Origin of the sequence: Glycomyces sp. YM15 (genome assembly GCF_016918015.1) — a bacterium.
Taxonomy (GTDB): domain Bacteria; phylum Actinomycetota; class Actinomycetes; order Mycobacteriales; family Micromonosporaceae; genus Glycomyces.
The window spans coordinates 31841-46346 of sequence record NZ_JAERMK010000015.1 but is presented as its reverse complement, the minus strand read 5'-3'; the positions used below and the strand labels follow the sequence as shown (position 1 = coordinate 46346).

At 69.1% G+C, this 14506-nt stretch carries 11 protein-coding genes; 3 read left to right on the top strand and 8 right to left on the bottom strand.

Translation table 11 applies throughout. From position 1 onward, the window contains the following. Positions 1-8 precede the first annotated feature (8 nt). The 7 genes from JHY01_RS16840 to JHY01_RS16810 form a co-directional block, all read right to left on the bottom strand. A complete protein-coding gene (locus JHY01_RS16840) occupies positions 9-1187 on the bottom strand; it encodes a hypothetical protein (RefSeq protein WP_205326818.1) in 1179 nt (392 codons plus the stop codon). Then, positions 1184-1729: a SigE family RNA polymerase sigma factor gene (locus JHY01_RS16835; RefSeq protein WP_205326817.1), complete on the bottom strand. Its 546-nt coding sequence runs from the start codon at positions 1727-1729 to the stop codon at positions 1184-1186. Before JHY01_RS16835 ends, JHY01_RS16840 begins: the two co-directional genes overlap by 4 nt. 246 nt (positions 1730-1975) lie before the next feature. Continuing rightward, a complete protein-coding gene (locus JHY01_RS16830; RefSeq protein ID WP_205326816.1) occupies positions 1976-2809 on the bottom strand; it encodes a PH domain-containing protein in 834 nt (277 codons plus the stop codon). A gap of 13 nt (positions 2810-2822) precedes the next feature. Next, complete coding sequence (locus tag JHY01_RS16825; RefSeq protein WP_205326815.1) at positions 2823-2978, bottom strand: hypothetical protein; 156 nt, start codon at positions 2976-2978, stop codon at positions 2823-2825. A 549-nt stretch (positions 2979-3527) separates the two neighbouring features. Then, the gene (locus tag JHY01_RS16820; RefSeq protein ID WP_307814482.1) at positions 3528-4220 is read right to left on the bottom strand and encodes an RNA methyltransferase; all 693 of its coding nucleotides are present in this window, start codon (positions 4218-4220) and stop codon (positions 3528-3530) included. 207 nt (positions 4221-4427) lie between these two features. Beyond that, positions 4428-6353, bottom strand: coding sequence for an acetoacetate--CoA ligase (locus JHY01_RS16815; RefSeq protein WP_307814480.1), 1926 nt, complete (start codon positions 6351-6353; stop codon positions 4428-4430). Positions 6354-6461: 108 nt separating this feature from the next. Continuing rightward, entirely contained in the window at positions 6462-7748 is a 1287-nt protein-coding gene (locus JHY01_RS16810; RefSeq protein ID WP_307814479.1) for an MFS transporter, read from the bottom strand. A 321-nt stretch (positions 7749-8069) separates the two neighbouring features. On the opposite strand from JHY01_RS16810, the gene JHY01_RS16805 reads away from it, so the two are divergent. The 3 genes from JHY01_RS16805 (at position 8070) to JHY01_RS16795 (ending at position 10506) form a co-directional block, all read left to right on the top strand. Then, entirely contained in the window at positions 8070-8738 is a 669-nt protein-coding gene (locus JHY01_RS16805) for a FadR/GntR family transcriptional regulator (RefSeq protein ID WP_205326814.1), read from the top strand. Positions 8739-8847: 109 nt separating this feature from the next. Further along, positions 8848-9306: an Rrf2 family transcriptional regulator gene (locus JHY01_RS16800; RefSeq protein WP_205326813.1), complete on the top strand. Its 459-nt coding sequence runs from the start codon at positions 8848-8850 to the stop codon at positions 9304-9306. Positions 9307-9582: 276 nt separating this feature from the next. Then, positions 9583-10506, top strand: a complete 924-nt coding sequence (locus tag JHY01_RS16795) for a YihY/virulence factor BrkB family protein (RefSeq protein WP_205326812.1) — start codon at positions 9583-9585, stop codon at positions 10504-10506. A 45-nt stretch (positions 10507-10551) separates the two neighbouring features. Here JHY01_RS16795 and JHY01_RS16790 read toward each other — a convergent pair whose 3' ends face one another. Next, positions 10552-14274 (bottom strand): cellulose binding domain-containing protein, encoded by a 3723-nt coding sequence (locus JHY01_RS16790; RefSeq protein ID WP_205326811.1) that lies wholly within the window; start codon positions 14272-14274, stop codon positions 10552-10554. Between the last annotated feature and the right edge of the window lie 232 nt (positions 14275-14506).

The following is a 14506-nucleotide window of genomic DNA, read 5'->3' as shown; positions in this document are numbered from 1 at the left end:
CGCGTGTGTTACGTGTAGCTCAGGATGGGCATCACGGCGCCTTCGGGCGGCTCGAGTTCGGACACCACCGGTTCGTCGCCGGACGCGTCGATGAGCAGCCAGGTGTCCTCGCCGCGGTTCCCGACGATCTGCCAGGTCCCTCCCGGGTCGGTCCAGAACTCACCGGCGTTGTTGTAGCGGTCCTGGTACTCGCCGAAGTCGAGGTCCTCCGACGGACCGAACTCGAACTCGGCCTGGGCGTCCGCGATCACGGTGTCGACGAGCGGCACCGGGTCGGCGGCGTCCTCGCCCGCGGCGGAGACGAGCTGCGCCTGGATCTCGTCGCTGTCGACGGGCCCGCACTGCTCCTGGACGCTGGCGGTGCCGGCGGCGTCGAGGTCGGAGACGCAGACGTTGTTCGGGTCGGTCGTGTCGACCAGGACCGCGGCCTCGAACCCGGCGGCGCTCACCGTCTCCAAGCCGAATTTGAGATTGTCGTTGAACCAGAACCCACCGGCGTCCCCACCGGTCGTCGAGTTCAAGTCGGTCGTGAACACGGCCGTGGTGTCGTCCCAGTCCTCCAGCGTGACCGCGAAGCTCGTCGTGAACCCGATCGACTTCGTCTCCTCGTGGAGGGACACGTCGACCAGCTCGTACTCCTCTTCGGTGTAATCGGAGTTCGGCGTGATCATGGCGAAGCGTTCGCCGGCGCTGTTGATCCTGGTGTAGGTCTCCGCCGCCGAGGGCTTCTCGATGGCGGCGGCGTCGCCGTCGAAGCTGACCGTCCACATCGCCGACCGGGACTCGGACAGGTACGAGGATTCGAGCTTGTAGACGTTGTTGACCGGCTCCTCGACCTCGAAGGCGATCGTGTTCCCGTCCTGGTTGAGCACGCTGTACGAGCCGTTCTCGTCCTGGATGAGGAACTCCATCGCGAACTCGTCCTGCGCCTCGACGGTGCTCGTGTCGGCGGCGGCCAAATCACCGCGGCCCTCGTCGGGCCTGGTCAGCGGGTTCCACGCGAAGGTCGCGGCGCCGAGCACGAGCAGGCTCGCCCCGCCCGCGGCGGCGGCGACGCGCCTGCGGCGGCGGATGCGGCCCGCCCCGGAGATGGCCAGATCGGCCAGACCGTGGTCGTCGAAGGAAGGCGCGGCGTCGGCCCGTTCGGCCAACCCGCTGCGCAGGAGGGCCTCTATGTCGTCGCTCATGCCGCCTTCCCCTGCTCCACGCTCAGGCCCAGTGCGGCGGAGGGCGTGCCGAGACGCTTGCGCATGCCCGCGAGCGCGCGCGAGGCCTGGCTCTTGACCGTGCCGACGGAGATGCCGAGGATCTCGGCGATCTGCTGGTCGGTGCGGTTCTCGTAGTAGCGGAGGACGAGGACCGCGCGCTGGCGCTTGGGCAGGATGGCGATGTGGCGCCACATGGCGTCGCGCACCGCGGCGTGCTCGGTGAAGTCGCGGGAGTGGTCGGGCTTGTCCTCGAAGACTTCGGTGGGCTTCTCGCGGTTGGACCGCTTGCGCCACCAGGAGGCGTTGGTGTTGTAGAGGATGCGGCGGGCATAGGCGTCGACCGAATCAGTAGTCCTGATCCGGCTCCATGCCAGGTAGGTCTTCGTCAAGGTCGTCTGCACCAGGTCCTCCGCTGTCGCCCAGTTCCCTGTGAGGAGATACGCCGCACGGTGCAGCGCGGCGGAGCGAGCCGCCACGTACTCGCGGAACTCCTCGTCCTGGGACGATTTGACCTCGCTCACGAGTCTCCCTGGGGGGGTCGAAGAACAGACGACATTCCCCCGGCGGGCGGTTGCGCCGCCGGGCGGAATTCTGCCAAAGGATGGGTGTCATTGGCAACCGAGGGTCGGTAGGAGATGAGTATACGAAGTAGGTGCCACCCGGTGGGTTCGGGCACGGGTTGCGGCGATTTGGGTCATGACCTGGACGAAGAACACCCGCCGACGGTGTCGGCGGGTGTGCGGAGGGTGAAGGGGCGTCCCGGCGCCTCAGGCGTCTGCGGACTTCGGCGCGGGTTCCCCTTCGGGGATCAGGTCCTCTTCGGGCTCGGCCTCGCGTTCGTCGACGGCCTCGGGCTCGTACATCTCCTCGCACATCTGGAGGTAGAGCTCGTTCGGGTTCGGCAGGTGCGGGACGTTCCGCAGCGCCTGGTCCTGACCGGCGGACTCGATGATGAACTCGCCGTAGTTGAGCATCCGGCCCATGGGCGTCTGGGAGTACTTCATGTCGGTGACGCGCCCGAGCGGCATCATGGCGACCGAGCGGGTGATGACCCCTTGGATGAGCATGATCCGCTTGTTGGTCAGGATGAAGCGGTCCATGTACCAGTCGAGGATCTTCCAGCCCACGAAGCCGAGGATGAGCAGCCAGACGAGCACGGTGACCGTGAGCGCGGTGTTGTCGACACCCGACTTGGTGAGCATCCCCGAGATGAGGCCCATGATGAAGGTCGCGAGAGTGCCGACGACGTACCAGGGCATGAGGTGCACCCAGTGCCGACGCCATTCGCCGCGGTACTTCTCGGTCGGGAAGAGGTAGCGGGCGGAGATCGGGGAGGGGACGTCGGGCACGGACGGGGCGCGCATGCCGCCGAGGAGGCCGCCGCTCAGTCCGCTGTTCAGGCCGTCGTCGAAGCGGACGCCGTCGATGTCGCTCGCGGCGGTCGCGGGCGCGGATCCGGCGGTTCCCGGAGGGAAGCCGAATTCGCGCGTGGGGGATTCCGCGCCCGGGGCGGGACTGTCCGAGGGGGCGCGGGGACTGGGGGGTTCCAGCGGCTCGGTGTCCTTGTTGTCCCCCGAGCCGCCTGCACCGGATTCGGTCATAGTGCCGTCGCTATCAGGTCACGAGGTTCGTGAAGAACGCCGCGAAACCGTTTGCGGCATCGAGGATTCCGCCAGCGAGGTTCCCGACCACGTCACTGGCTTCACCTGGCCTGAAGGCCACAAAGAACACCAGGAACGCAAGTCCGCCCCAAGTCAGAAACTTCTTCAACTTCCTCACCCCTCCCGTCAAGGGTCCTGGCCGATCGTTCGTCTGGCGCAGGCTGGCACGAGTCTACCGTACGAGCATGACTCGGCTTTCAGTTTTGTTCAGGGCCCCAACGGTGTGAACCGTGCGGCCCGATGCCGGGACCAGCGTAACGCGGTGGTTCCACTTTTGCCCGACTCCGCCTATCTACCAGCGGATTCAACCTATTCGCTTGTACCACGGGGAGCTTACCCCAAGTAACCCGCCATTGGCTCAATGTAGGCGTATCGACCCCCGTTACCCCATGGAAGCGTCAGGTATCCGACAGCGGCCGTTCGCCTAGGGCCCGATGGGGAGCGGTGGGGCGACGCAGCGTCCCCCGGCGGCGTCGCCATCGACGCCGCGAGCACACGGGTGCTCCATTCCAGAGTGCCACCCGGGTGCGACATTCGGTGGCCTCGGAGCGGTCGGATTCCTGACGTTCCGGCTTCAGCCGGTCGGGCGCCGCCCGGCCGCGCTATCCGGTCGGGCGCCGCCCGGCAGGGCTACCCGGTCGGGCGCTGCCCGGCAGGGCTACCCGGTCGGGCGCTGCCCGAACACGTGTTCCCTCACCCAGGCGTGCATGGCGATCCCGCTGGCGACGCCGGCGTTGATGGAGCGGGTCGATCCGAACTGGGTGATCGAGCAGACCATCGAGCAGACCTCGCGCACCGGCTCGGAGAGGCCGGGGCCCTCCTGGCCGAAGACGAGCACCGCGTTGCGCGGCAGCGCGGTCGTCTCGATCGGGACCGAGCCGGGCAGGTTGTCGATGCCGACGATCGCGAGGCCCTCGGCCTCGGCCCAGGCGAGGAAGTCCTCGACGGTGGCGTGGTGCTCGACGTGCTGGTAGCGGTCCGTGACCATCGCGCCGCGGCGGTTCCAACGGCGTTTGCCGACGATGTGGACGGTCTTGGCGAGGAACGCGTTGGCATTGCGCACGACGGTGCCGATGTTGAAATCGTGCTGCCAGTTCTCGATCGCCACGTGGAAGTCGTGGCGGCGCTCGTCGAGGTCGGCCACGATCGCCTCGCGGCTCCAGTACCGGTACCGGTCGAGGACGTTGCGGCGGTCGCCCAGGCGCAGCAGGTCGGGGTCGTAGTGCCCGCCCTCGGGGAGCGGGCCCTCCCAGGGGCCGACGCCGACGGCGTCCAGGGCTTCGTCCTGCGGAGGCGCGGAGGATTCGTCCTGCTGGGGCTCGGGTTCGGCGGGGCCGGTCGGGTCAGTCACGCCGCTTATTGGAGCACAGGCGCCCGCCGGTGCGGCCGCAACCGTCTTCAGGACATGGCGCCGCCCCGGCGGCTACGGGGGAAACCGACCGGGGCGACGCGTTGCATAGTATCTTCCGGACGCCTGCGATCGGGCACACACCTCACTGAATTCCCTTGCCGCGTAAGGAAATCGGGTTATTGAACGTCCCTTGTCACTCAGGTCTCGTCATACGCGCACGAAGGCCTTGAGCGCGTCCGGGTTGGCGAGGGCGTCCCGGGCGATGGCCTCCTCTGCCGGCACGCCCTTGAGGATCTTCTTGACCGGCACCTCGACCTTCTTGCCGCTCAGGGTGCGCGGGATCGACGGCACCTGCCGCACCTCGTCGGGGAGGTGCCGCGGCGAGAGCTGCTCGCGCAAGGTGGCGGTGATGCGCCGCCGCAGGTCGTCGTCGAGCTCGGTGCCCTCGGTGCAGGAGACGAAGAGCAGCAGGCGGTCCTGGCCCGGGTCGTCCAGGTGTATGACCAGAGAGTCGGCCACGCCCTCGATCGCCTCGACCACCGCGTAGAACTCGGCGGTGCCCATGCGCACGCCGCCGCGGTTCAAGGTGGCGTCGCTGCGGCCCGAGATCACCGCCGACCCGCGGTCGGTGATGGTGATCCAGTCGCCATGGCGCCAGATTCCCGGGAAGTCCGTGAGATAGGTGTCGCGGTAGCGGTGCTTGAGCGGGTCGCCCCACAGCCCCACCGGCATCGAGGGCATCGGCGAGCAGATCACGAGCTCGCCTTCGCGTCCGATCCCTGGGCGGCCTTCGGGGTCGAACGACTGCACGTCGGCGCCGAGGCACCGGCACGAGAGCTCGCCGCGCCAGACCGGGACGGTGGGCGCGCCGCCGATGAAGCCCGTGCACAGGTCGGTGCCGCCGGAAAGGGACTGGAGCTGCGCGGTCTCGCTGATCTGTTCGTACACGTAGTCGAAGCCGACCTCCGGGAGCGGCGCGCCGGTCGAGCCGATGCCGCGGATCAGCGAGAGGTCGGCCTCCTCCTTGGGCTTGACGCCCCTCGAGCGGCAGGCCATGAGGAACGGCGCGCTCGTGCCGAAGTAGGTGGTGCCGGACTCCTCGGCGAGGCGCCACATCCCGGCCGGGTCGGGCGCGCCGTCGAACATGACGATGCCCGCGCCCACGATCGGCGCCGACATCAGGTAGTTCCACATCATCCAACCGGTCGTGGAGTACCAGAAGAAGCGGTCGCCCACGCCGAGGTCGTGGTGCAGCGAGTGCATCTTCGCGTGCTCGATCGCCATGCCGCCGTGCGAGTGGACGATCGCCTTCGGCAGGCCGGTGGTGCCCGAGGAGTACAGGATGTACAGCGGGTGGTCGAAGGTGAGCGGTTCGAAGGCGATGCCCTCGTCGTACGCGCAGAAGCTGTCCCAGGTCTCCCCCTCGACCGCGCCCGCGCCGATGTACGGGAGGGTGACGACCGAGCCGAGGCCCTCGAGGCCGCGCACCACGCGACGCAGGTCGGCGCTGCGGTCGACGGTCTTGGGGCCGTACTTGTAGCCGTCGACGGCCACGAGGACCTTCGGCTCAATCTGCGCGAAGCGGTCGAGCACGGCCTTGGCGCCGAACTCGGGAGCGCAGCTGGAGAAGACCGCGCCGATGCTCGCGGTGGCGAGCATGAGCGCGAAGGTCTCGGGGATGTTCGGCATCCAGGCCGCGACGCGGTCGCCGCGCTGGACGCCGCGGGCGATGAGCCCCGCGCGGGCGCGGGCGACGGCCTCGCGCAGCTCGCCGAGGGTCCACTCGACCGGTTCGCGGGTGTCGGAGTAGGCGCGCACGAGCACGTCGTCCTCGTCCACGCCCGGGGCCGTGAGCACGGCGCGCGCGTAGTTGAAGGTCTCGTCGGGGAACCAGACGGTGTCCGGCATGTTCTCGTCGGCGAGCACCCGGTGCTCGGGCACCGTCTTGCCGAGGCCGAAGTACTCCCAGACCGCGCCCCAGAACGGGCGCAGATGCTCGACGGAGTACTGCCACAGGGCCGGATAGCCGGTGAGGTCGCGCTCCTCCCGGCGGGACAGCCACTGGCCGAACCGCCCGATGTTCGTCGTCTCCACCGCGTCAGGCCGCGGCAGCCACAGCACCTCGTTGGTCACGTTCCCTCCCCGAATTTCCACGTCATTGTGGTCCACGGCACTATCGTGTCACGAGGAAGCCTCGGCCTGCCTTGCGGGGCCGACCGTTTCGGCGCTTTCGTCCCCTATTCATTGAATGGGAGCGAGCTCGTCTTCGATGTAGCGCTCGCGGATCACGTAGAGCCCGGCGCAGAACAGCACGAGCGTGAGCGCGGCGAGGAGCCCGAACGGGACCGACCAGGAGCCGGTGAGGCCGTAGACCCAGCCGACGGCCAGCGGCCCGACCCCGGCGATGAGGTAGCCGCCGGACTGGGCGAACGAGGACAGCGCGCTCGTCCCGGCCGGGGTGCGGGCGCGAAGCCCGAACAGCGTGAGCACCAGCGGGAACACGGACGTGCCCATACCGAAGAGCGCCATCCACAGCCAGGTCAGCGCGCCGCCGCCGTCGATCCAGAGGCCGGCGATCGCCGGAGGATAGGTGGACATGAGGATGAGGAAGACCGGACGAGGGCCCCAGCGGACGGTGAGGATCGGGACGATCGCGGTGATGGGGATCTGCACGAGCAGGAGCAGCCCCAGCATGGACCCGGCGGTCGCCGCCGATTCGCCGTCCGAGACGAGCATCGTGGTCAGCCAGCCTATGAGGATGTACGCGATCGCCGACTGAGCGCCGAAGACCAGCAGCATCATCCAGGCCATGCGCGAGCGCGTCACCCCTCGCAGGCGACCGATCGGCTCGGATCGGGCGGAGGCCGGGGCCGGGCGCCACAGCAGCCACGGCACGACCGCCAGGAGCGCCGGGAGGACCCACGCCGCCATGGCGATCCGCCAGTCGCCGGCCAGGTGTTCCAGCGGGGCCGTGAGCGCGGCGCCGACGGTGGCGCCGAACGCCATCATCGTCGAGTAGGCGGTGGTCATGGGCCCGATGCGATTCGGGAAGTAGCGCTTCACGATCACCGGCACCGCGACGTTGCCGACGGCTCCGGCGGCGAGCGCCAGGAGGCTGAAGAGGAGGAAGAGCGCGGCGTTCGGGGCCCAGGCGCGGGCGACCATGCCGATGCTCATGAGCAGGAGCGCTCCGGTGAGGAGGAATCGGGGGCCGAAGCGGCGGGCGAGTCTCGGGGCGAGCGCGCCGAGGCCGGCGAAGGCGAGGACCGGGAGGGTGGTGAGGAGCCCTGCCGTGGTCTCGGTCATGCCGAGGCCGACGCGCAGTTCGGCGAGGATCGCGCCGACGCTGGTGACGGCCGTGCGGAAGTTGAACGCGGCGAGGACGACCCCGGCGACGAGCATCCACCCCATTACCGCGACTGTGGACTTCGGCGGGTCGGTGAGCTCGGCGCGGGGGGCTGGGGCGGGGTGCTCCGCGTCGACGTTCGAACTCGGGTCGTCGATCGCGGTGGCGTCGGTCGTCGTCACGCGGACGGCTCCTTCCGGGGGCGGGAGGCGGTCGGGGGTCCGGTGGGGTGGTAACCCTTCACGGCTGTCCGAACGCACGGTTCGCAAGCGGCGCCGAGCCCGCTTGCGAGCCGTGAATGAGCGCTGTCCAGCTGATCGGCGCACAACGTGGTGCGGCCTGAGCAGCTACGATAGGATGAAGTCAATTCATAGGATGAATTAACGGCCTGTCAACGGTATCGCGACGGCTGTCTGCTTTAATCCTTCTAGTGTTGGGAAACACGCACCCCCCATGGCGGGCCCCCGCTAGCCATGGACGCTCCGGAGAGGTCAGGTCCGTCAGTGGCATTGCAGTCGACACGCAAGTCCGCCCTCGTCGATCAGGTGATCGAGCAGCTGCGCCAGCAGATCAGCGACGGCGAATGGGGCCTGGGCTCGCGCATCCCCACCGAGAGCGAGCTCGCGGAACTCCTCGGCGTCGGCCGCAACACCATCCGCGAAGGCGTTCGGGCCCTCGCCCACGCCGGGCTCCTCGAGATCCGCCAAGGCGCCGGCACCTTCGTCGTCGGACGCAGCGAAGTGACCGCGGCCGTGCGCCGCCGCATCGCCGCCAGCCCCGCCTCCGACGCGATGGAGGTCCGCCGCGGCCTCGAAGTCGAAGCCGCCCGCCTCGCCGCCCACCGCCGCGACGAAGCCGACATCACCCGCCTGCGCATCCTCCTCTCCGAACGCGAGGCGACGCACGAGGTGAATGACACCGAGTCGTTCATAGCGGCCGACATCGCCCTCCACCAGGCCGTGGCCGAAGCCAGCCACAACAAGCTGCTCGCCGAGCTGTACGCCGAACTCGCCGACTCCCTGCGCGAGACCGTGCGGGCCGGGCTCGGCCCGAACCTCGCCGAGGAACCGCACATCGACCACTCGCGGGCCATCGAGGCGATCATCGCGGGCGACGCCGACCTCGCCGCCGCCGAGACCGCCGCCTACCTGCGGCTGCTCATCGACGATTGACTGACCGCAGCGGACGCGGACGCCTCACAGAGCGCCCGTGAGCCGCTTGGAAAGCCGTCTATGGGAGATAGAGTCGGTACTGCCGATCTCTAGTACGAAGGAGTCCCCCATGCGCCTGTCCGCCCGCGTCGACTACGCACTGCGGGCCGCCGTGGCCCTCGCCGGATACGGCGAGCGGTGGGTCTCCGCCGAGCAGATCGCCGAGGACCAGGGCATCCCCCGCAAGTTCCTCGAATCGATCCTGCTGCAACTGCGCCGCGGCGGCATCGCCACCTCCAAGCGCGGCTCCGAAGGCGGCCACCAGCTCGCCCGCCCCGGCGACAAGATCAGCCTCGCCGACGTCATCCGCGCCGTCGACGGCCCGCTCGTCGGCGTCCGAGGCGAACGCCCCGAACAGGTCCCCTACTCGGGCACCGCCACCGCGATGACCAACGTGTGGATCGCCCTGCGCGTCTCCGAGCGCAACATCCTCGAATCGGTCTCCCTCGCCGCCGTCGCGAACGACGACCTCCCCACCTCCGTCACCAAGCTCCTCGAAGACCCCGACGCCTGGGTCATCCGCGACTGACGTCGTTCTCGTCGAGGGTGCACACCTGGTCGGTGTCCCGGTCACGTGCCGACGCGACCGCGAAGCACTCGGCGAGGTCCAGCTCCAACGCGAATGGTCCGGGTCGCGAGTGCTGAACATCGCGAACAGCGCTGAAGTGTCAGCGACGATGATCACCGGCGATCAGCTCTCCGCTCGTAGGCCTCGTCCAGGATCCTTCTGCGCTCCTAGCGACCGATCGGCTTGAAACGCGCGCTCGGTCCTACGGTCATGCCTGAGCTTTGGCAGAATCGGCACGTGAAGTTTCCCGACTTGGGGGCCTGGTGGGACCGCGTGCTCCTAGGGGCCCGGAAACGGTCCAACCTGGTGGACCACTCCTGGCGCGCGGGCGAGCGTTACGGCGAGGTCCACGGCGGGCAGCTCGCCGCCGCGATCTCCTACTACGCGTTCTTCGCCGCGTTCTCCATGTCGCTCCTGGCATTGGCGATCTTCGGCTACATGCTCGACATCCCCGACATCTACCACTCCGTCGAGGCCTGGCTGGAGACGAACCTGCCCGTGATCGACATCGGGGTCCTCGAGAGCTCGCGCAAGTCGGTGACGATCTTCGCGGCCGTCGCCCTCATCGTCGCCGGGGTCGCCTGGGTTCAGTCGGTGCGGGCCGCGATCCGCACCATCTGGAGCCTCGACGCCCAGCCCGGCAACCCGTTCCTGCGCTGGGCCATCGACCTCGGGATCCTCGTCGGCGTCTCCACGCTGCTGCTCATCACCATCGGCGCGACCGCCGGCGCGGAATGGGTGCTCGCGGCCCTCGACCTCGACGACGCGACCGGGAACCTCGCCCTGGTGGTCCGCGGGGTCTCGGTCGTGGTGGGCCTCGTCGCCAACGCGCTGCTCGCGCTCGTGCTGCTCCAAGCGCTCCCCCGGGTCGTCATGCCGCTGCGGCGGGTCGTCTGGGCGGCTTTGGCCGTCTCGATCGGCATGGAGCTGCTCAAGACCCTCGGCCGCATCTACGTCCTGCACGTCTCCGACCGCCCCGCCTACCAGGCGGTGACCACCGCGGTGGGTCTCCTCGTCTTCCTCTACCTCTTCAACGTGATGCTGCTCCTGGCGGCCTCCTGGACCGCCACCTCCCTGCGCGGCAGGGCGATCGACCTCGCCGAGCGCGCGAAGATCCCCTACGAGACCGGCCGCCTCCACAAACCTCAGAACGACAAGTGACGGCCCGGGCGCATCGCGCCCGGGCCGTCGTTCATGCGGTCGCGGTCATGCGGTCGCGCAGACCTGGCCGTTCATGAGGAACATGCCCGGGTCGTTCGGGTCGCCCGTGCCTTGGAAGCCGATCTGCTTGGTGCTGCCCGGCTTCAAGGGGACGTTCCAGAAGGCCGGGTCGGCGGTCATGGCGTCGCCGTCGATGGCGATGGTGCCGCCCCAGTCGTATTTTACGGTGGCGACGCCGCCGGACTTCCAGACGAGGTCGAACTCCTCGATCGGGGCGTCCCCGGTGTTGGTCACCTTGATCTGGACGACGAAGCCGTCACCCCAGTCGGCGACGACGCGGTAGTCGATCGCGCAGGAGGCGGCCGCGTACGGCGCGGCGGCCGTGTCGCGGACCGGGCCGTACGTCACGGTCTCCCAGACGGGGGCCTCCATGTCGTACCCGAGGAAGAAGCTCGGCCACGGCGGCTGGTTGTACGACTCGTTCTGCCAGGCGATCGCCAGGCGGTACTGCGGGTCGTTCATCAGCGTCGGCAGGGTGTGCTCCGTGGCGATCGTGGTGGTGAACAGCCGCACGCCGTCGTTGGACTCCTTGCGGAGGATCACCTCCTCGCGCCAGTCGCCGAGCAGGTCCCCGGTCAGGACCGCGTTGCCCTTCGTGCCGTTGTTCGTCTGCACCCCTTCGGGAGTGAAGATCTCCTCCTGCTTACCGGTCTCGTAGTCCCATTCGGCGATGTACGGGTAGACCGGCACGTAGTCCGGCTCGTTGAACTCGTGGTCGAAGATCTCGCGGCCGAGGTCCCCGTCCCACCAGACCATCGAGTTCGCGGACGGGATGGTGTTCCCGATGAGCGTGCCGTCGGCGGCGGTCAGCCGGCCTTCGCGCGAGTTCCATGCTCCCGTGGTGCTCACGGCCCAGCACTCCGCTCCCGGGTAGTTCGGGTCGACGTCGCCGCACGCGCCGCGGCCGGTGTCACGGGTGCCCGGCATCGACCACAGCACCTCGTTGGTCTCCCCGTCGCGGAAGGAGGCGGCCACGTTGCCCGAGCAGCTCATGCACTCGTGGGGCATGAAGATCTCCAGGCCCGGGTTGCCCGGGTCGAAGTCCGAGACGTGCAGCGCGTCGCCGTGGCCCAGGCCCGACGAGTTCAGCGGGGTGCCGTCGTCGTTGATCGTCATCGAGCCGAACACGATCTCGTCGCGCTCGTCGCCGTCCACATCGGCGATCGACATCTGGTGGTTGCCCTGGCCCTGGTAGGCCGCGCCCCACTGCGAGGAGCGGAACTTCCACACCTGCGGCAGGTTGTCGCCGTCCCAGTTCCACGCGGTGATCTCGGTCTTGGCGTAGATGCCGCGGCTGGTGATGAGCGACGGGTGCACGCCGTCGAGGTAGGCCACGGAGGCCATCAGGCGGTCGCCGCGGTTGCCGTAGCAGTCGCCCCACGAGCACATGTCGCCGCGCTCGGGACCGAAGTCGGTGGTCTCCATCGCCGCGCCGGTCTGGCCGTTGAAGACGGTGAGGAATTCGGGGCCTTCGAGGATCCGGCCGCTGGTGTTGCGCCAGTCCTTGTCGGGGTCGCCGATCACGGTGCCCAGGCCGTCCACGGTGCCGTCGGCGGTCTTGAGGGCCACCTCGGCCTTGCCGTCGCTGTCGAGGTCGTAGGCGATGAGCGAGGTGTAGTGCGCGCCGGCCCGGATGTTCACGCCCAGGTCGATGCGCCACAGCAGCTCGCCGCTGAGCGTGTACGCGTCGACGTAGACGTTCCCGGTGTAGCCGTTGCTGGAGTTGTCCTTCGCGTTGGTCGGGTCCCACTTCTGGATGATCTCGTGGACGCCGTCGCCGTCGAGGTCCGCCACGGTGGCGTCGTTCGGCTGGTAGGTGTACTCGACGCCGTCGGGGGTCGTGCCGCCTTCGGGGCGCTGCATGTCGATGTCGATGTACTGGTCGCCCCAGACCGCGAAGGCCTTGGTGTAACCGGTCTCGACGCCTTCGGCGACCGTGGCGACCCAGTAGGTCGAGTTCGCGGTGCCGCCCTGGTCGGTGAGGTTGGTGAGCTGCGTCGGCTCGGGCGTGATGAGCCGGCCGTCGCGGTAGACGTTGAACGCCAGGCCTTCGGGGTCGAGCGCGAGGCTGCGCCAGGACAGGAAGTTCCCGCCCTCGACGCTCACCGCGACCGGCGCCCGGTCGAGGCTCTCGATCAGCTCGGCGCAGTCGGTGCACGGCTCGTCGGGGCCTTGGTCGCCGCCGCCGGGGACGTCGCCGATGCGGGTGAGCTCCAGGCCGTTGAGGTGCCCGGTCTGGCCCGAGATCGTGACGGTGAACTGGCCGTCCTCGACGGTGATGCCCTCGAAGTCCTTGGTGGCGATCGTCTTCGATCCGGCGTTGGCCGCGCCGTAGTCGATGCCCTCGAACTTCACGTTCGTCCGGGCCGAGCCCAAGTAATCGCCGACGAAGAGGCGCGCGGTGTACAGGCCGTCGGCGACGTCGACCGCGAAGTCGTACGAGCCGCCGAACCAGGCCACGAAGTCGCGGCCCACCGGGTCGGCGTCGCCGCCGCGGTCGCGGTCGATCGCGGTCGACATGTCGGTGGTGAAGCCGTAGCCGCGTTCGGCGGTGTAGGCGGTGCCGCGGTTGACCTCGGTGTATCCGGGGGCGACGGGCTGCGAGGCGGGGCCGAAGTCGTACTTGAACCCGGCGGTGGCGGTCGTCGCGGTGAGGGTGGACGACTTGTCGCCCTCGCCCTTGCCGTTGACACCCGCGACGGCGAACTCGTAGGTCGTGTCCTCGGCGAGGCCGGAGACGCGGCCGACGCCCACGGTGGCGGTGGAGCCGAGGCGCCAGTCGCCGCCGGGCTCGCGCACGAAGACGCGGTAGATGTCGGCGTCGTCGGTGGTGTCCCAGTTGAGGGTCACGCTCGCGTTCGCGACGGTGGCCGCCTTGAGGCCGGTGGGCGCGGCGGGGACGTTCGCGGGAGGCGCGACGTCGACCACGTGCTCGGAGAGCGGCAGGCCGAGGGTGGCGGTCTCCTCGGCGACCAGGCGGGCCATCTGGATGGCGCCGTACTCCTGGAAGTGCGTGTCGTCGGCGGTGCCGCCCGGCCGGTTCGGGTAGACCCCGGCCGGGACGTGCAGGAACACCGACTTCGCTTCTTCGGGGCCGATCTCGTTGAGGTAGGCGCGCGAGGAAGCGGAGAGGTCGACCATGGCGACGCCGGTCTCCTCGTGGAGCTCGTAGACCTTGTTCACGTAGTCGCCGAAGGACACGTTGAACTCGCCGGTCTCGGCGTTGAAGCTGCGGCGCGAGACGGGGGTGACGAGCACCGGGATGGCGCCCTTCTCGATCGCGCCCGCGATGTAGTGGTCGCGCAGGTACATCTTGTAGTCGTCGGGCGGGGTGTACCGCTCGGGGACCGAGGCGGTGGCGTCGTTGTGCCCGAACTGGACGAACAGGTAGTCGCCCGGCTGGATCTCGTTCAGGATCGCGTCGAGGCGGCCCTGCTCGACGAAGGAGCGCGAGGAGCGCCCGCCGATCGCGTGGTTGGCGACGGTGACGTTCTCGTCGAAGTAGCGGTCGATCACCTGGCCCCACCCGGCCTGCGGCTCCCAGTAGGGGTCGTAGGTCTGGACGGTGGAGTCGGAGGCGAGGTAGACGGTGATCCCGTCGTCCTGGGCTTGGGAGGGTGCGCCCGCGGTGAGGACGCCCGCGAGCGCAGTGGCTCCGGCGGCGACGACCGCGAGGGCGCGCCGCCATCGGGGTGGAGGAGGAGTCATGTTCACTTCCGTGGTGAGGAGGGGGCTCGCCGGACATTTGGGACTGAATCGTTTCAATCTCAAGGACGGCTGCCGGGCAAGCGATTTCTTGAAGGGGACGGTACCGAGTGGATTCCGGAAAGTCAATACATGTCGATGTCTTAGAGCAAGGCCGGCGCGGGGGCCCCCCCCGGGGGGGCCCCCCCCCCCCGGGGGGGCCCCGAGCCCCCCCCCCGGCGCCCGGGCGCCCCCG

Coding starts and splice junctions, on each gene's coding strand:
- JHY01_RS16840 (WP_205326818.1), bottom strand. CDS start 1,187: ATGAGCGACGACATAGAGGCCCTCCTGCGCAGCGGGTTGGCCGAACGG.
- JHY01_RS16830 (WP_205326816.1), bottom strand. CDS start 2,809: ATGACCGAATCCGGTGCAGGCGGCTCGGGGGACAACAAGGACACCGAG.
- JHY01_RS16800 (WP_205326813.1), top strand. CDS start 8,848: ATGCGCCTGTCCGCCCGCGTCGACTACGCACTGCGGGCCGCCGTGGCC.
- JHY01_RS16790 (WP_205326811.1), bottom strand. CDS start 14,274: ATGACTCCTCCTCCACCCCGATGGCGGCGCGCCCTCGCGGTCGTCGCC.